This window comes from Curtobacterium sp. 9128 (assembly GCF_900086645.1).
Taxonomy (GTDB): Bacteria; Actinomycetota; Actinomycetes; order Actinomycetales; family Microbacteriaceae; genus Curtobacterium.
The window spans coordinates 760,774-777,704 of the sequence record NZ_LT576451.1; the positions used below are offsets into that span (position 1 = coordinate 760,774).

Sequence of the window (16,931 nt, forward strand, 5' to 3'; positions counted from 1 at the left end):
GTGGCGGTCGCCGCGATCGACCGACTGCTCGCCGACCCCGGGCTCCGCGCGTCCGTGATCGGGGACGCCCGCGTCGGCCTGGTCACGAACGACACCGCCGTCACCGCGGGCTTCGAGCGCACCGCCGACGCCCTGCAGCGCATCGGTGTGCGTCTCGCCCTGTTGTTCGGACCGGAGCACGGCATGCACGGCACCGGGCAGGCGGGGGAGTCCGAGGCCCTCGAGCACGACCGCGCAACCGGCCTGCCCGTCGTCGACACGTACGAGCTCGACCCCGATCGACTGGCCGAACGGATGGCCGCGTCGGGCATCGACCTCCTGCTCGTCGACCTGCCGGACGTCGGGACGCGGTTCTGGACGTACCCGTGGACGATGATCGACTGCCTCGTCGCCGCGGACCGCGCCGGCGTCCCGGTGGTCGTGCTCGACCGCCCGAACCCGATCGGCGGGACCCTCGTCGAGGGTCCAGGTCTCGATCCGGCGTTCGCGAGCTTCGTCGGCCGGGTGGACGTCCCGATCCGGCACGGGCTGACCCTGGGCGAGCTCGCCAGGACGGCGGTCGCCACGGGCACCGGCGGCCTCCGGACGACCACGGCGCTCGAGGTCGTCGAGGTCGCGGAGTGGGACGACCGCGCACCGTGGCCGCTCGACGGTGGGCCCTGGGTCACGCCGTCGCCGAACCTGCCGACACCGGACACCGCGTTCGTCTACCCGGGCACCGGGCTCGTCGAGGGCACCAACCTCAGCGAGGGGCGCGGGACGACCCGACCGTTCGAGACCGTCGGCGCGCCGTGGCTCGACGACCGGTTCGTGCCGGCACTCCGCGAACTCGAGCTCCCCGGCGTCCGCTTCCGCGAGACCCGCTTCCGTCCGACGTTCCACAAGTACGCAGGGGAGGTCGTGCGCGGGGTTGTCCTCCACGTCACGGACCGCGACCGATTCCGGCCGGTCCGGACCGGCCTCGCGATCATCGGGACCGCCGCGCGGCTGCACCCGGACGCGTTCGCCGTGCGGCCACAGCCCGCGGACGCCCCGCCGGAGCCCGGCTGCCCGCTCGACCGCCTCTGGGGGTCCGACCGGCTGCGGCTCGCGCTCACCGCGGGTGACGACGTGGTCGGGTTCGCGGACGCGACTGACGACCGGGTGACCGCATGAGCCTGGAGGCTCGGCTCACCACGCTCCTCGACGTCGCGGTGGACGGCGGGGTCGCCTCCGCAGCGGCCGCCGTCGTGGTCGTCGACGGGAGCGTCGCGGCGCGGAGCGTCCGTGGCACGGTCGCGACCGTCGACGACGACGGCGCCGCGATCCCCGCCGAGGCGCGCACCGCGGTCGCCGACGGAGCGCGCTTCGACCTGGCGTCCGTGACGAAGACGTACTCGGCGTACACGCTCCTCCGGCTCGTGGAGTCCGGTGTGCTCGGCCTCGACGACCCGATCGCGGAACACCTGCCGGACTACCGGACCGACCCGGACCGACGTGCCGTCACCCTCCGTCACCTGCTGACCCACACCTCCGGGCTGCCGGCGACCTGGGGCGGCTGGCGGGCTCCCTTCGATGCGGCGCTCGCCGCGCTGCCGGACGGCGCTCCGACCTTCCGGGCGTCGCCGCTGTCGGACCGGGCCGCTCTCCGGGCGGACCTGGCGCGCACGACGCTCACCGAGCCTCCCGGCCGGCACTGGGAGTACGCGTGCACCGGGTTCAACACGGCCATGCTCGTGGCGGAGGCCGCGACCGGCGAGCCGTGGGCCGACCTCGTCTCGCGCGAGACGCTCGTCCCGCTCGGGCTCGCGGACACGCGCTACCGACCGAACGATGCCGGGCCGCGGGACGACGTCGTCGCGACCGAGTACCAGCCGGAGCTGCACCGCGGCGTCGTGCGCGGCGACGTGCACGACGAGTCGTCGTGGTCACTCGGCGGCGCGACCGCGAACGCGGGGCTCTTCGCTGACGTCGACGACGTCGCGCGCTTCGGCGAGGTGCTCCGTCGTGGCGAGACCGAGGTCACCGCGCGGTGGATGTGGGACGACCAGTTGCCCACGGTGACCGGACGGCCGGATCCACGCGGCGACGGGACGGGAGCCAGTCTCGGGCTCCGCGTCGGCGAGACGTCGTGGATGGGCGCCTCCGGCGCGGCCTCGCGCGGGCACACCGGGTTCACGGGCACGTCGGTCCAGGTCGACCGGGATGCCGGACTGACGATCGTGCTGCTGACGAACCGGGTGCACCCCACACGGCACGGCTCGGGTGTCACGGCGCTGCGTCGCGACGTCGCCGACCTGGCGTTCGCGTGCCGGTGAGCGTGGCCGGTGACGGCGGACCGCTCGTCACCTGGGTGCTCCTCGACCCCACCGGTGGCACGGTGTCCGAACGGGACGCCGACGTGGTGCTGCCAGCGGCCTCCACCATCAAGCTCGTCGTGCTCCTCGCCCTGCTCCTGGAGGTCGACGACGGCACGATCGCGCTGGACCGATCGGTCACGGTGTCCTCGACCACGGCGTCGGCGGCGGGCGGCGGCATCGTCGTCCGACCGGATCCCGAGGACGCCGACCCGGAGTTCCCGCCGGACGGCGCGGAGGCGACCGTCGCGGCGCTCGCCGGGATGATGATCGAACGGTCCTCGAACGAGGCGACCAACGTGCTCCTGGACCTGCTCGGTCCCGAACGGATCGCGGAGACCATCCGTGCGGCGGAGCTCGGCCGCACGGTCCTCGCCCGCAAGCTCGGCGACGTGCCGGCGCAGCGTGCGGGGCTCGAGAACCGGTCGTCCGCGTCCGACCTCGCCCGCACGATGCACCTGCTCGTGTCCGGTCGCATGCTCGCCGCGTCGAGCGCCGCGTTCGCGCGTGCGGTGCTCGCACGACAGCGTTTTCCGCACATCGCGCGCGAGCTGCCACCCGGTCGGTGGTGGGGGTCGAAGAGCGGGTGGGTCCCGGGGGTCGTGCACGACGTCGCCGCGTTCGCGACCACTGCGGACGCCGATGACGCGTCCGTCCTGGCGGTCTGCACGCGCGGCTTCGACGAGGCGCAGGGCGATGCGGTCATCCGGTCCGTGGGGAGCGTGTTGCGATCGTGTTTCCTGATCACGTAAACCATTGACGCAATTGCGTCGCGCTAGGTAACCTTCCGACAACTTCGCTCCCGAGACGAAGAACCACGGAAAGGATGCCGCTCATGACCGCCATCCCCACTCGGCCCGCTCGCCCCGCAGGAGCAGCACCGACGCGGCACCGCGGCCGGCGGGCCGGCGCCGCTCCGGTCGTGAGCCACGTCGTCCTCGTCATCGCGTCGATCGTCGTGCTGCTGCCGCTGCTGTTCGTCGTGTTCCTGTCGTTCAAGGACATCCCCGGCATCCTCGGCACCCCGCTGTCGTGGCCGGACGTCTTCCACGTCGAGAATTACCCGAACGCCTGGAACGAGGGCGACATCGGGCGCTTCCTGGCCAACACGATCATCGTCGCGTGCGTCACCGTCGCCGCGATCCTCGCGTTCTCGTCGCTCGCCGCGTTCGTGATCGCGCGCTACCGGTTCACGGGCAACCAGCTGCTGTACCTGTTCTTCGTGTCCGGTCTCGCGCTGCCGATCCAGATCATCGCGCTGCCGATCTTCATCCTCATCAAGAACCTGCACCTGCTGAACACGCTCACGTCGCTGGTCATCGTGTTCGCGTCCGGTGGGATCTCGTACAGCGTGTTCATCCTCGTCAACTTCATGCGGACGATCCCCTTCGAGCTGCAGGAGGCCGCGGTGATGGACGGTGCCGGCCCGCTGCGGATCTACTGGCACATCGTGCTGCCGCTGATCCGCCCGGCGCTCGGCATCGTCGCGATCTTCCAGTTCCTGTCGGCGTGGAAGGAGTTCTTCCTCCCGCTGCTCCTCGTGCAGGACCCGTCGAGCATGACCGTGCCCGTCGGCATCCTCTCCTTCGTCGGCGAGCACTCCACGGAGTGGCAACTCCTCCTCGCCGGGCTCGTCATCATCAGCCTGCCGACCCTCATCGGGTTCCTGCTCGTCGCGAAACAGTTCCGACGGAACCTCGTCGGCGGCGGCGTCAAGGCCTGACCGCTTCCCCGACCGACCCCGAAAGCCGACCGACCCCGAAAGGACGTCCGGAGCCATGCAACGAACGCACACCACCCGACACCGTCGCGGCAGGACCCTCGCGGTCGTCGGCGCCGTCGCCGCAGCCGCCATCGCCCTCGCCGGGTGTTCAGCGGGCGGGTCCGCCGCCGGTGCCGACAGCGGGGACTCGAGCGGGCCGACCGTGTCCGTCTGGTCGTGGCGCTCCCAGGACAAGCCCCTGTGGGAGAGCGTCCAGAAGAACCTCCGCGCCGAGGGCACCGACCTCACGATCAAGTTCCGGTCCATCTCCGCGACGTCCTACGACTCCGTGCTGAAGACCGCGATGAACGGTGGGAGCGGGCCGGACATCTTCTACGACCGCGCCGGCAACGGCACCCAGACGTACGCGGCGGCGGGGCTCGTCAAGCCGATCGACGACGTCGCCGACACCTCCGGCATGAAGCCGGCGTCGCTCGCGGCCGCGCAGTACCAGGGCAAGACGTACGGCGTCCCCTTCGCGGTCCAGACGATGTCGATGTTCTACAACAAGAAGATCCTCAAGGACGCCGGCATCGAGAAGCCGACCACGTGGAAGCAGTTCATCGCCGCGATGAAGAAGCTCAAGTCCAAGGGCACGACCCCGATGTACACGATGGGCGTCCAGCAGTGGCTGATGTCGCTCCAGCTGCAGGCGGTCGGCGCGTCCACGGTGAGCAACACCACCGCGCAGGCGATCACGGACAAGAAGTCGGACTACACGGACCCGGAGTTCGTGCAGTCGCTCGCCGCGTTCCAGGACCTCGCACCGTACCTGCAGGACAACTGGCAGGCGACGGGTTCGGCCGGCAACGAGCAGGAGACGGCCTTCGCGCTCGGCAAGGCGGCGTTCATCATCGACGGCATCTTCGACACGGCGACGATCGACCAGGTGAACCCCGACCTCGACTACGGGCAGATGCTCGTCCCGTCGCCGAACGGCCAGAAGCCGAAGATCACCTGGTACGTCGACGGCAACATCTCGATGAACGCGAAGATCGGTGACTCGGCCGTGGAGAAGGCGTCCGAGAAGGTCATCGCCTACACGGCGACGAAGAAGTTCGGCAACGCGTTCTCGGACGTCGCGGGTGAGATCTCCCCGATCGCCGGCGTGACGATCCCGAAGAAGTACCCGCTCAGCCGACAGGCCGCGGCGTGGTTCGACAGCCAGGCGGCGAACCCGATCATCGGGATCCGCTCGCCGATGGACACGCCGGACCCCGACCCGACGTCGCTCTCGAAGAAGAAGACGGTGTCGACGACCTCGGGCGTGTACACGGCCGAGCAGGACGTCGTCGTGCCGCTCCTCGAGGGCAAGACGACCCCGCAGGAAGCCGCCGAGCACATCAACGGCAAGCTCGACTGGTACTTCGGGGCCAAGTGACCATGGCCACCATCACCGATTCCGGGAGGCGGGGCGGCACGCCGGCCCCGTCTCCCGCGGCTCCCTCGGACCAGCCAGCACCGCGGGTTCCCCGCGGGATGCCGAAGCGCCAGGTCGCGATCCTCGCCGCCTTCGTCGCCCCGGCGTTCCTGCTCTTCGCGGTCTTCGTGGTGTTCCCGCTGCTCGACGGCGTCCGGTACAGCTTCTACAACTGGAACGGCACCGGCCCGCTGTCGAACTTCATCGGCCTCGGGAACTACACGTTCACGCTCTTCGACCCCTCGTTCGCCCCGGAGTTCTGGCGGGCGGTCGGCCACAACCTGTACTTCTTCGCCATCTCGATGGTCCTGACGCTCGTGTTCGGCATCGGGCTCGCGTACATGATGATGATCGTCAACGAGCGGGCGTCGCAGCGCTACTCGATCATCATGATGCTGCCGTTCACGCTGCCCCCGGTCGCGATCGCGTACATCTGGACGATCTACCTCGAACCGAACAGCGGCGTGCTGTACTCCGTGCTGCACGCGCTCCACCTCGACGCCCTCGCGCTGCCGTTCCTCGGATCGACGACGCTCGCGCTCCCGACGATCGCCGTCATCACGGCGTGGGTCGGCATGGGCTTCCCGGTGCTGGTGTTCCTCGCGTCGCTGACCGAGGTGCCGCAGGACACGATGGACGCCGCAGCGCTCGATGGTGCCGGGCGGTTCCGGATCCTGTGGTCGGTCCTCATCCCGGCGATCCGGCCGACGATCCTGCTCATCACGACGATGAACTTCATCGGCGCCTTCGGGACGTTCGACCTGATCTACATCATGCAGGGGAGCCAGGCCGGGCCGAGCGGCTCGACGGACGTCCTCGGCACGCTGTTCTACCGGACCGGCTTCGGTGGGTTCGGGACGACGGCGCAGTCGATGGGGCTCGCGACGGCGCTCGCCGTCGTCGGGTTCGTCATCGTGGTCGGCGTCTCGGCGGTCTTCCTCCGGCTGCAGAAGCGGTTCGCGGACTGAGCCGACTGCGCGGACTGACCCGACTGCGCGGACTGAGCCGACTGCGCGGACTGACCCACCACTGGACGGGAGGCTCGTGGCGGCACCGCCACGAGCCTCCCGTCCGTCACGTCGTGACCGGCGTCCGTGCCAACCGGTCCCGCAGCCGGGTCGCGAGCTCGCGCTCGTCGGCGGCCACGAGCGCGAAGTCCCTCACCACCACGCGCCCACCGACGACGACGTGCCGGGGCCGGCGCCCCGGTGACGCCCACAGCAGGCCGGCCACCGGGTCGTCGACACCGGCGTCGGCGACCCCGGACACGTCCCACACGCAGAGGTCCCCGGCGGAACCGGCACCGAGGTGGCCGAGTTCCGGTCGGCCGAGTCCGAGGGCGGAGCCCTCCGTCGCCATCCCGAGCACCTGCCGGGCCGGGAGCTGCGGTCCGACCAGTGCCGACACCTGCATCGCGAGCCGGGCGTCCGCGAGCAGGTGCCCGGCGTCGTTGCTGCCGCCACCGCTCGTCCCGAGTCCGACCCTGATCCCGGCGTCCGTGAGCCGTGCGACCGGGGCGATGCCCCACCCCATCGGCACGTCGCACCCCGGCGCGTGCGTCGCGGTCACGCCGGCGGCGGCGAGCCGGGCGATCTCGTCGTCGGTCACGTCGCACAGGTGCGCGATGGTCACGTCCGGCGCGAGCCAGCCCCAGTCCTCGAGCAGGTCGATCGGCCGTCGGCCGTACCGCTCGAGCGCGATGGCGGTGTCGACCTGCTCGTTCGCCTGCGTCCGGCGGCGGAGCCCGTGGCGTGTGGCCACGTCGCCGAGCGCCCGGAACGTCGCTTCACCGTCGGAGTGCACGCCCGCCGGTCCGACCGCGACCTGGAGCAGACCGTCGGGGTCGACACCACCGACGGCGTCGGGGTGGAGCAGACCGGTCACGATCGCCTCGGCCGACGCGGCCGCGCGGTCCGGGTCGTCCCGCGCGGAGCCGCGGACGAACGCCAGGCGGCCACCGAGCGCTCGGACCGCCCCGGCCGTCGCGGCCGCCAGCGCGACCGTGTCGTCCGCGGACGCCGCGGCCGGCCAGTTCAGGTGGTGGTCGGCGATCGTGGTGACCCCGGACAGGAGGCCCTCCGCGGCTCCGACGGTCGCGGCGAGTCCGTAGAGCTCGGGATCGTGGCCGACCCGGCCGTACGCATCGGCCATCGTCGGCAACCACGCCGACATGGGCACGCCACGCGTGCCCGGGAGGGTCCGGAAGGCCGTCTGCAGCAGGTGGTGGTGGGCGTTGACGAGGCCGGGGGTGACGACGCAGCCGGAGGCGTCGAGGGTCGCGCGGTCCGGCGAGCCGTCGTCGACGAGGACGTCTCCGTCCCGTTCGGTCCTGGGGTCGACGAGGACGCGGCGTGCGCCGGAGACGGTGAGCATGGACCGGTTCTAGCAGCGGTGCGTTTCGGGGCGGTTTCGGGTGCGGGCCGTTTCGGGCTAGAGGTCGAGGACCAGGCGCGGGCAGCCCCGTGCCGCGCGGGACACGCAGATCATCATGGTGTGGTCGCCGGCCTGTTCCGCGGCGCTCAGCACGGCGTCGCGGTGGTCGACCGAGCCCTCGAGCACCGGCGTCTCGCAGGTGCCGCACGTGCCCTCGCGGCAGGACGACAGGACGAACACCCCGGCGTCCTCGGCGACCTCGAGCAGCGTCCGGTCCGCCGGCACGGTCAGGGTCATCCCGGACACGGCCAGTTCGGCCTCGAACTCCGTGCCGGGGAGCGTGGCGGCGTCGGACGCCTCGAACCGTTCGACCCGGACGCTGCCGTCCGGCCAGTGCGCCGCCGCCGCCTCGACCGCGTCCATCAGGCGCCGCGGGCCGCAGCAGTACACGACCGCGTCACGTGGCGCGGCGAGCAGTGCCTCGACGTCGAGTCGTGTGCCCTCGTCGGCGACGGCGAGCGACACCCGGCCCGGGTGGTCGGCCACGAGGTCCTCGGCGAAGGCCATCGCGTCCCGCCGGCGACCCGCGTAGTGCAGCTCCCACGGGGTCCCACGGAGCTCGGCCTCGGCGATCATCGCGGCGATCGGGGTGATGCCGATGCCGCCGGCGACGAACACCGCGGGTCGATCGGGATCGAAGGCGAAGTGGTTGCGCGGGCCGCCGACCGTCACGGTGCTCCCGACCTCGAGCGTGTCGTGGACGGCCACCGAGCCACCGCGGCCGCCGTGCTCGCGGAGGACGGCCACCCGCCAGTGCCCGTCGTCCGTGGTGGTGACGAGCGAGTACTGCCGCTCGACGCCGGGTGCGACCTCGACGTCGAGGTGTGCGCCCGGCTGCCAGGTGGGGAGCGGCTCGGGGCCGACAGCGGCGAGGTCGATCGCGACGACGTCCGCCGCGACGGTCCGGCGGGCGGCGATCCGGAGGGGGAACCGAGCGCTCATGCGCCGCCCTCCACGCCGACCGGGCTCTGCTTGACCACGACGAGCTGGAACCGGTCGCCGTCCGGGCTGCACCACCGGTGCGGTGTGCCGCCGCGGTAGTACGCGGAGTCGCCCGGTTCCAGGTGCTGCACGCCGGAGCTGCCGAGGTCGAGGAGCAGGGAACCGGACAGCACGTAGAGGAACTCGTCCTCGCGGTGCTCGTAGTACTCGCCGGGGTCGGTGTTCATGCCGGTGAACTCGAGCGGTTCGAACGCGTGCCGGCCACCGTGCACGAGCAGGCGCGCCTCGCCCTTCGAGAACGGACCGCGGGCACCGTCGGCGGCACGCAGGACGTCGGGGGAGCGGTCGTCGGGTTCGCGGTGCTGCGCGTCCCCGGCCGCGAGCAGCTCGACCTGGCTCGTGCCCAACGCGATCGCGATCTTCTCGAGCGAGACCATGCTGGCGCGGGAGTGCCCGCGTTCGAGCTGGCTGAGGAACGGGTGCGACAGCCCGGTGCGTTCGGCGAGCTGGACGAGGGTCTGGCCGTGCGACCGGCGCAGCGCGCGGATGTGCTCGCCGGTGCGGAGCGCCTGCTCGTCGACGACGCGGGTGTTCGTCGAGCCGGGCTCGATGAGGTCGGTGGGCACTGTTCCTCCGTCGGTCGGTCACGGGCGGGGTTTCACCGGGACGCGACCGTCACACATGGCAACCGCCGCGAAATACGTGGGAAACGTGGTCCTCATAGCATCACCAATGTTGATGCGATCAACATTCTGACACACGATCGAGAGGGCGTTCCGATGCGGCCATCCCTGCCGAACGCACTTGCCCTGCTGCGCGGAGCGACACTGCCGGACGGGCGCACCGTCGACGTCCGGATCGACGGCGAGACCGTCGTCGAGGTCGCTGCGGCCGGCTCCCTCACCGCCGACGCAGCGGCGACGTTCGACCTGCAGGGCCGGCTCCTGCTCACCGCGCCCGCCGAACCGCACGCGCACCTCGACAAGGCCCTGAGCTTCGACCGCATCCAGCCGCCGCTCGGCGACCTCGGGTCCGCGATCGAGGCGTGGGTCGACCACGCCGACGACATGACCGTGGCCGACATCGCGGATCGGGCACGGACGCAGGCCCTCGCGATGCTCGCTGCCGGGACGACCTCCATCCGGACCCACGTCGACGTGTTGAGCGCCCGCGGGACCGCCGACGCGCAGGCGGCCACCCGTGGTGCGCGGGCGCTCGTGCAGGTCCGTCGCGAGCTCGCCGGGCTCGTCGACCTGGAGCTCGTCGCGCTCGCCGGACACCACGCGCCGGACGAACACGTCGAGGCGGTCCTCGACCTCGGCGTCGACCTGGTCGGTGGTGCCCCGCACCTCGCCGACGACCCGGAGGCCGACCTCGTCCGGCTCCTCGCCATCGCCGAGCGGCGGGGCCTCGGCGTCGACCTGCACGCGGACGAGAGCCTGGACGGCCCCGTCACCCTCGACCGGTATGCGCAGATCGTGCGCGACTGGCCCCGCGACCGCCAGTACTCCGCTGGGCACTGCGTCCGGCTCGGCACGCTCGAACCCGGCCGTCTCGCCGAGGTCGTCGCGGACGTGCTCGCCGCCGACATCGGGGTGATCTCCCTCCCGATCACGAACCTGTACCTGCAGGGCTGGCAGCACCCGGTGTCGACGCCCCGCGGACTCACCGCCCTGCGCGCCCTGCTCGACGCCGGCGTCCGCGTCGCCGCCGGCGCGGACAACGTCCGCGACCCGTTCAACCCCGTCGGCCGGTCCGACGCGTTCGAGACGGCATCGCTCCTGGTCAGTGCCGGGCACCTGACGCCGGACGAGGCGTACGCGCTCGTCAGCGACGGCGCTCGCAGCGTGATGGGCCTGCCCGTCGCCGGCGTCGTGCCAGGAGCGCGCGCGGACCTCATCGCGGTGGACGCGACGAGCGTCGTCGACGCCGTGGCGAACGCCCCCGCCGACCGGGTGGTCATCGCGCACGGCCGACTCGTCGCCGTCACCGAGGTCCACCGCAGCGTCGCGGCACCCGCGCTCGGAGCGCCCGTCGCCCCCGAGCTCGTCCCCTGACCGGGCTCCCCGGCACGACCCGCCCGCCCCACCCCACCGAAACGAGGTACACGTGACCACCACCGCACCAGCGCCCGTCACGTCGACGGACACGCTGCTCGACTTCGGCAACGTCGAGATGACGTTCCCGAACGGCACCGTCGCCCTGCAGGGAGTCGACCTCACCGTGGACCGCGGCGAGTTCGTCTCCGTCGTCGGCCCCTCCGGCTGCGGCAAGTCGACCCTGCTCCGTATCGCCTCCGGCCTCGAGACCGCCTCGGACGGGACCGCCCAGGTCACCGCGGACCGGATCGGCTACGTCTTCCAGGACGCCACGCTGCTGCCGTGGCGTTCGGTGCAGGGCAACGTCGAGCTGCTCGCCGAGCTGCAGCACGCACCGAAGGCCGACCGGGCCGAGAAGGCACGACGGGCGATCGACCTCGTCGGGCTCAACGGCTTCGAGTCGAACCTGCCGAAGCAGCTCTCCGGCGGCATGCGGATGCGCGTCTCGCTCGCCAGGTCGCTCACCCTCGACCCGCAGCTGTTCCTGTTCGACGAGCCGTTCGGCGCCCTCGACGAGATCACCCGCGAGCGCCTCAACGACGAGCTCCTCCGGCTCTTCGTCGCGCAGCGCTTCGCGGGGCTGTTCATCACGCACTCGGTGTCCGAGGCCGTGTACCTGTCCACCAAGGTCATCGTGATGTCCGGTCGCCCCGGCAGCATCGTCGGCCGCTTCGACGTCCCGTTCCCGATGCCACGCGACCCCGACATCCGGTTCACCCCCGAGTTCGCCGAACTGGTCGGCGAGGTCTCCCACGCACTCCGAGAGGGGCACCGCTGATGGCGACCCTGCAGCAGGCCACCGAGGCCAGGGCGGCGAGACTCGCCACCCGCCGCTCCCGACCGCGTCGCGCCGTCACGTGGTGGCAGCCGGTCGTCGTCTTCGCCGTCCTGATCGGCGTCTGGTACGCGGCCGCCGCCTACTACGACCACGTCAGGAACCTCGCGTTCCTGGTGCCGTACCCGCACCTCGTGCTCAAGGCGATCGTCTGGGACACCGGCGTGAACGGTGCCCCCACGACGTTCGACAGCGACCTGTGGAAGGCGCTCGGTCGCACGTCGGTCGTGTCGCTCACCGGGCTCGCGTTCGCGATCGTGATCGGCGTCGTCTGGGCGATGCTGATGGCGCAGGCGAAGTGGCTCGAGAACTCGCTCTACCCGTACGCCGTCGTCCTGCAGTGCGTGCCGATCCTGGCGCTGGTGCCGCTCATCGGCGCCCTGTTCGGCTACGAGTTCACCAGCCGGGTCATCGTCACGGTGATGATCGCCCTGTTCCCGATGGTCTCCAACACGCTCTTCGGACTGCAGTCCGCCGACCGGGCGCAACGCGAGCTCTTCCGCCTGCAGCGGGCCGGGCGCGGCGCGCAGCTCGTGAAGCTCCAGGTCCCCGCCGCGCTGCCGTCGATCTTCGTCGGTCTGCGGACCTCCGCGGGGCTGTCGGTCATCGGCGCGATCGTCGGCGACCAGTTCTTCCAGCGCGGCAACCCCGGGCTCGGCGTCCTCATCCAGGTCACCGCCTCACGCCTGATGGGCCCGGAGCTCTACGCGACCATCATCATCGCCTCGCTCTACGGCGTCGCCGTCTTCCTGCTCTTCGGCCTGATCGGTCGCCTCGCCGTCGGGCGCTGGCACGACTTCGGCTGAGCCCCCCCGACCATTCCTCCCATCATCCCGACGCACCACGTGAACAGCACCACGAACGGAGCACCCATGCGCATCAAGACCCGCCTCGGCATCGCGACCGCCGCCCTCGGCGTCACCGCGATCGCCCTCACCGGCTGTGCGAGCGGATCCGGCGCCGCGACCGGCGACAGCACGTCGACCGCATCCACGGCGAGCGGCCCGGCCGTCGACCTGTCGGACGTCTGCCCGGCGACCGTCGTCGTCCAGACCGACTGGAACCCCGAGGCCGACCACGGCCACCTGTACCAGATGCTCGGACCGAACCCGAAGATCGACGCGAGCGGGAAGTCCGTCACCGGCGACCTGTACGCCAACGGCAAGTCGACCGGCGTGCAGCTCGAGGTCCGTGCAGGCGGCCCGGCGATCGGCTACTCGACCGTCAGTTCGCAGATGTACCAGGACAAGGACATCACCCTCGGCTACGTCTCCACCGACGAGGCCGTGCAGTTCTCCGACAACCTGCCGACCACCGCGGTGTTCGCCGAGAACGACCAGTCGCCGATGGTGCTCATGTGGGACCCGTCGAAGTACAAAGACGTCGACTCGATCAAGTCGCTCGGCAAGGCGCTCGAGAAGAACGACGGCGTCGTGCGCTACTTCAGCGGCGCCGCGTACATGACCTACCTCGAGCAGTCCGGCAACCTGCCGAAGAGCGTCCTCGACGGCAGCTACGACGGCACCCCGTCGAAGTTCGTCTCGGCCGGCGGCAAGGACGCCCAGCAGGGCTTCGCCACCGCCGAGCCGTACATCTACCAGAACGAGGTCGCCGCCTGGGGCAAGAAGGTGGACTACTCGCTCATCTCCAGCACCGGGTGGAACCCGTACCCCGAGACCATGTCGGTCCGCAGTGGTGACCTCGAGAAGCTGAGCCCGTGCCTCGAGAAGCTCGTGCCGGTGATGCAGCAGGCCGACGTCGACTACTTCAAGGACCCGACGCCGACGAACGACCTGATCGACCAGCTCGTCCAGCAGTACAACAACGGCTGGACCTACGACGCCCAGGTCGGCGCGTTCGCCGTCAAGCAGATGAAGAAGCTGAAGGTCGCGACCGACGGCGACAACGCCTACGTCGGCGACATGGACGCCGACCGGATGACGGACTTCATCGCGAAGGCGAAGCCGATCTTCGACGCATCCGGCGGACACGTGAAGGCCGACCTCACGGCCGACGACCTCTACACCAACAAGTTCCTCGACGACAAGATCGGGTTCGGCTTCTAGCCGGCCACGGGGCCGGCCGCCATCGCGGTGGTCGGCCCCACCCACCGTTCTGGAGGCTCGGTGCCGGACCGTCACCGAGCCTCCCGTCCGACCACCCCACAGGAGCCCCCAATGCCCGCCACCCAGGAATCCCTCGACACCCTGCGGGTCGCGCTCGTCGACCTGCTCGGCGACCGCGGCGTCAGCACCGACCAGCGGACGCGCGAACGCGCGTCCGTGGACGAGGCGACGATGAGCCCGATCCTCACCGAACAGCTCCCCCTCGGCCTCGCCGACCTGGTCGCGTACCCCGCGAGCGCCGACGAGATCGCCGCCGTCCTGCAGCTCGCGGCGCGGCACGGCGTCCCCGTCACCACCCGGGGCAAGGGAACCGGCAACTACGGCCAGGGCATCCCCCTGCACGGCGGTGTGGTGCTCGACACCTCGCGGGCCCGCGCCGTCGTCGAGGTCGGCGACGGGTACGTCACGGCAGAGGCCGGCGCCTCGATGGTCTCGCTCGAACAGGCCGCAGCGGCCGCCGGGCAGCAGCTCTGGATGTACCCGTCCACCGCGCAGTCGACGATCGGCGGCTTCCTGTCCGGCGGCTCCGGCGGCACCGGATCGATCTCGCACGGATCGAACTGGGAGGGCTTCGTCACCGCGCTCGACATCGCGCTGCCCGGCGAGGACGGACTGCTGCACGTCGAAGGTGCCGAAGCGCAGACGTTCGTGCACACCTACGGCACCGCCGGGGTCATCGCGCGCGCCACCGTGCGGCTCGAGCCCCTGCAGGACTGGCGGGCCGTGTACGCGACGTTCCCCACCTTCGAGCAGGCGCTCACCGCGGTCCGCACGCTCCGAGGGACGACCCCGGCACCACGCCTCGTGAGCGCCGACCGAGCCGAGATCGCGGCGAAGCTGCCGAAGGACCCCGCCATCGCCGTCGACCGGGCGAGCCTGCGCGGGATCATCGACGGCGTCGTGCTCGAGGAGTCGCGGGACCTCATCGAGGCAGCGGGTGGCACCGTCGAGGACGTCCGCGAGGGCCTCCAGCAGACGACCAAGGTCTCGATGCTGTCCTACAACCACCCGATCTGGTGGCTCAAGCGGAACTCGCCGGACACCGTCTGGTTCCACGTCGAGGTCGGCGGCGAGGCGCTGATCGACCGCATCGCCGAGGTCGAGGCGGTGTACCCGGGCGCCTTGCTGCACATCGAGGCGGCGCACATCGGGCCGATCGGCATGCTGACCGCGCCGTACACCGGCGCCGAGGACGTCTACGCCGGCTACCCGGCACTCCGCGACCTCGGCGTCCGCGTGCACAGCCCCCACCAGTACTACGTCGACCACGGCGTCGAGGAACTCGTCGCGCTCAAGCAGCGCACCGACCCCGCCGGATTGCTGAACCCCGGGCACGTGATCGACCCCGCGCTGGTCGAGTCCGGCGGGTCCACGGCGTCGGCGCAGCCGAGCATCCCGGGATTCGGCAAGTGAGCGGGACGAGGAACCTCGCCGAGCTGTCCGGCCCCGAGGTCGCGGCACGGTTCACGCCCGACACGATCGTCGTCCAGCCCACCGGCGCCGTCGAGCACCACGGACCGCACCTGCCGCTCCTGACCGACTTCCTGCTCGCGGACCACATCGGCGGCGCGGCCGTCGAGCGCGCGGCGACCGAGGGGCTCGACGTGTGGCGGCTCCCGACCCTGGCGTTCACGAAGTCGGACGAGCACAGCTGGGCGCCGGGGACCGTGTGGCTCGACGAGGCGACGATGTTCGACACCGTCGTGCAGGTCGGCCGCGCCGTCGCCCTCACCGGTGCCGGCACGCTGGTGTTCGCCAACGGGCACGGCGGGAACGTCGCGCTGCTGCAGGTCGCCCTGCGCGAGATCCGGAAGCGGTTCGGGCTGAAGACGTTCCTGATGCCGACCCTGGCGCGCGTGCCTGGGCCCGGTGGCGAGGACGCCGACGAGCGCGGCCTCGGGATCCACGGCGGTGCGGCGGAGACCTCGATGATCCTGCACCTGCGTCCGGACCTCGTCGACATGACGAAGGCCGAACGGTGGGTGCCGGACCACCTCGCCGAGTTCGAGCGCATCCGGTTCAACGGCGGCCCGGTCAGCTTCGGGTGGCTGTCGAACGACTTCGGGACGCCGGGTGTCATCGGGGACGCGAGCCGCGCGACGGCGGAGTACGGCAAGGCGCTGTGGGACGTCTCGCTCGACGAGGCGGTCGCGTCGCTCCACGAGATCGCACGGTTCGACCCCGCCGTCCGGCGGTGACGTCGGTGCTGCCGGGCGAGGTCACCGCGGACGGTTCCGGTTCCGGTTCTGCTTCTGCGGCGCCGGCGGACCCCCTGGCGCTCGCCGCGTCGTGGCTCCCGGGCACGGGTGCGCCGGTGACGATGACGCTGTCGACGATCGGTCTCGACGGCTACCCGTCGGCGAGGACCGTGCTGCTCTCCGCGTTCGACGGGGAGCGCCTGCACTTCCACACCGACTCCAGGAGCCGGAAGGCCGCCGAGGTCGCGGCGGTCCCCAGGGCGACCGCCACGATCGTCTGGCCGGAGACCGCGCGGCAGCTCGTCGTCACCGGGGACGTCGCGCCGGTCACCGACCAGGAAGCTCGGGCCGCCTACGCCGCGAGGACCCATTACCTGCAGGTGCTCGCCTGGGTCAACGACCACCCGCTCGCCGCTGCGGAGGACGACGTGCGGCGCGCGACCTGGGCGGCGTTCATCGCGGAGCACGAGGACGCCGTACTCGATCCGCCGGACACCTGGGTCGGGTACGCGATCACGCCGGTGCGGATGCTGTTCTGGCGTGGTGCGACGGACGCGCCGAGCAACCGGCTCGCGTTCGAACGGGACGGGGACGGCACGTGGACCTCGGAGCGCTGGCCGGGCTGACGGGCCGACCACGACCCTCCCGTCCGTCGTCACCCCGCTCGCGCGGAGCGAGTGCGCAGACGATGCGTTCTCGGGAGCGATCTGCTCGCCGTTTCCGCGCACTCGATGCGGCGGGCGGAGGGCGGCGGGCGGCGACCGCGCGCGATGGGCGCGG

At 71.5% G+C, this 16,931-nt stretch carries 16 protein-coding genes; 13 read left to right on the forward strand and 3 right to left on the reverse strand.

The features are described 5' to 3' along the window. From QK288_RS03895 to QK288_RS03920, 6 genes are all read left to right on the forward strand, one after another. Entirely contained in the window at positions 1–1,155 is a 1,155-nt protein-coding gene (locus QK288_RS03895; RefSeq protein ID WP_281266496.1) for a DUF1343 domain-containing protein, read from the forward strand. Continuing rightward, the gene (locus QK288_RS03900) at positions 1,152–2,297 is read left to right on the forward strand and encodes a serine hydrolase domain-containing protein (RefSeq protein WP_281266497.1); all 1,146 of its coding nucleotides are present in this window, start codon (positions 1,152–1,154) and stop codon (positions 2,295–2,297) included. Before QK288_RS03895 ends, QK288_RS03900 begins: the two co-directional genes overlap by 4 nt. Beyond that, positions 2,288–3,088: a serine hydrolase gene (locus QK288_RS03905; protein WP_281266498.1), complete on the forward strand. Its 801-nt coding sequence runs from the start codon at positions 2,288–2,290 to the stop codon at positions 3,086–3,088. The genes QK288_RS03900 and QK288_RS03905 overlap by 10 nt, the downstream gene beginning before the upstream one ends. A gap of 83 nt (positions 3,089–3,171) precedes the next feature. Next, complete coding sequence (locus QK288_RS03910; RefSeq protein ID WP_281266499.1) at positions 3,172–4,059, forward strand: carbohydrate ABC transporter permease; 888 nt, start codon at positions 3,172–3,174, stop codon at positions 4,057–4,059. Between the two features lie 55 nt (positions 4,060–4,114). Then, complete coding sequence (locus QK288_RS03915; protein WP_281266500.1) at positions 4,115–5,479, forward strand: extracellular solute-binding protein; 1,365 nt, start codon at positions 4,115–4,117, stop codon at positions 5,477–5,479. Between the two features lie 98 nt (positions 5,480–5,577). After that, on the forward strand, positions 5,578–6,486 hold the full coding sequence (locus QK288_RS03920) for a sugar ABC transporter permease (RefSeq protein ID WP_281266501.1): 909 nt from the start codon (positions 5,578–5,580) through the stop codon (positions 6,484–6,486). A gap of 106 nt (positions 6,487–6,592) precedes the next feature. On the opposite strand, the gene QK288_RS03925 is transcribed toward QK288_RS03920, so the two are convergent. Genes QK288_RS03925 through QK288_RS03935 form a run of 3 tightly spaced genes read right to left on the reverse strand, consistent with a single transcriptional unit; the run spans position 6,593 to position 9,519 of the window. Then, the gene (locus tag QK288_RS03925) at positions 6,593–7,891 is read right to left on the reverse strand and encodes an amidohydrolase family protein (RefSeq protein ID WP_281266502.1); all 1,299 of its coding nucleotides are present in this window, start codon (positions 7,889–7,891) and stop codon (positions 6,593–6,595) included. 57 nt (positions 7,892–7,948) lie between these two features. Beyond that, entirely contained in the window at positions 7,949–8,893 is a 945-nt protein-coding gene (locus QK288_RS03930) for a PDR/VanB family oxidoreductase (protein ID WP_281266503.1), read from the reverse strand. After that, a complete protein-coding gene (locus tag QK288_RS03935) occupies positions 8,890–9,519 on the reverse strand; it encodes an XRE family transcriptional regulator (protein ID WP_281266504.1) in 630 nt (209 codons plus the stop codon). The genes QK288_RS03930 and QK288_RS03935 overlap by 4 nt, the downstream gene beginning before the upstream one ends. Before the next feature lie 153 nt (positions 9,520–9,672). On the opposite strand from QK288_RS03935, the gene QK288_RS03940 reads away from it, so the two are divergent. The 7 genes from QK288_RS03940 (at position 9,673) to QK288_RS03970 (ending at position 16,777) form a co-directional block, all read left to right on the forward strand. Beyond that, positions 9,673–10,950, forward strand: a complete 1,278-nt coding sequence (locus tag QK288_RS03940) for an amidohydrolase family protein (RefSeq protein ID WP_281266505.1) — start codon at positions 9,673–9,675, stop codon at positions 10,948–10,950. A 52-nt stretch (positions 10,951–11,002) separates the two neighbouring features. Continuing rightward, positions 11,003–11,770, forward strand: a complete 768-nt coding sequence (locus QK288_RS03945) for an ABC transporter ATP-binding protein (RefSeq protein WP_281266506.1) — start codon at positions 11,003–11,005, stop codon at positions 11,768–11,770. Next, positions 11,770–12,633 (forward strand): ABC transporter permease, encoded by an 864-nt coding sequence (locus QK288_RS03950; protein WP_281266507.1) that lies wholly within the window; start codon positions 11,770–11,772, stop codon positions 12,631–12,633. Before QK288_RS03945 ends, QK288_RS03950 begins: the two co-directional genes overlap by 1 nt. Before the next feature lie 66 nt (positions 12,634–12,699). Further along, complete coding sequence (locus tag QK288_RS03955; protein ID WP_281266508.1) at positions 12,700–13,893, forward strand: ABC transporter substrate-binding protein; 1,194 nt, start codon at positions 12,700–12,702, stop codon at positions 13,891–13,893. Between the two features lie 111 nt (positions 13,894–14,004). After that, complete coding sequence (locus QK288_RS03960; RefSeq protein ID WP_281266509.1) at positions 14,005–15,366, forward strand: FAD-binding oxidoreductase; 1,362 nt, start codon at positions 14,005–14,007, stop codon at positions 15,364–15,366. After that, positions 15,363–16,151, forward strand: coding sequence for a creatininase family protein (locus tag QK288_RS03965; protein ID WP_281266510.1), 789 nt, complete (start codon positions 15,363–15,365; stop codon positions 16,149–16,151). Before QK288_RS03960 ends, QK288_RS03965 begins: the two co-directional genes overlap by 4 nt. Continuing rightward, positions 16,148–16,777 carry a pyridoxamine 5'-phosphate oxidase family protein gene (locus tag QK288_RS03970; protein ID WP_281266511.1) on the forward strand — a complete coding sequence of 210 codons (630 nt, stop codon included), beginning with the start codon at positions 16,148–16,150 and terminating at the stop codon, positions 16,775–16,777. Before QK288_RS03965 ends, QK288_RS03970 begins: the two co-directional genes overlap by 4 nt. Positions 16,778–16,931: the final 154 nt, after the last annotated feature.

Coding starts and splice junctions, on each gene's coding strand:
- QK288_RS03900 (WP_281266497.1), top strand. CDS start 1,152: ATGAGCCTGGAGGCTCGGCTCACCACGCTCCTCGACGTCGCGGTGGAC.
- QK288_RS03910 (WP_281266499.1), top strand. CDS start 3,172: ATGACCGCCATCCCCACTCGGCCCGCTCGCCCCGCAGGAGCAGCACCG.
- QK288_RS03915 (WP_281266500.1), top strand. CDS start 4,115: ATGCAACGAACGCACACCACCCGACACCGTCGCGGCAGGACCCTCGCG.
- QK288_RS03920 (WP_281266501.1), top strand. CDS start 5,578: ATGCCGAAGCGCCAGGTCGCGATCCTCGCCGCCTTCGTCGCCCCGGCG.
- QK288_RS03925 (WP_281266502.1), bottom strand. CDS start 7,891: ATGCTCACCGTCTCCGGCGCACGCCGCGTCCTCGTCGACCCCAGGACC.
- QK288_RS03930 (WP_281266503.1), bottom strand. CDS start 8,893: ATGAGCGCTCGGTTCCCCCTCCGGATCGCCGCCCGCCGGACCGTCGCG.
- QK288_RS03940 (WP_281266505.1), top strand. CDS start 9,673: ATGCGGCCATCCCTGCCGAACGCACTTGCCCTGCTGCGCGGAGCGACA.
- QK288_RS03950 (WP_281266507.1), top strand. CDS start 11,770: ATGGCGACCCTGCAGCAGGCCACCGAGGCCAGGGCGGCGAGACTCGCC.
- QK288_RS03955 (WP_281266508.1), top strand. CDS start 12,700: ATGCGCATCAAGACCCGCCTCGGCATCGCGACCGCCGCCCTCGGCGTC.
- QK288_RS03960 (WP_281266509.1), top strand. CDS start 14,005: ATGCCCGCCACCCAGGAATCCCTCGACACCCTGCGGGTCGCGCTCGTC.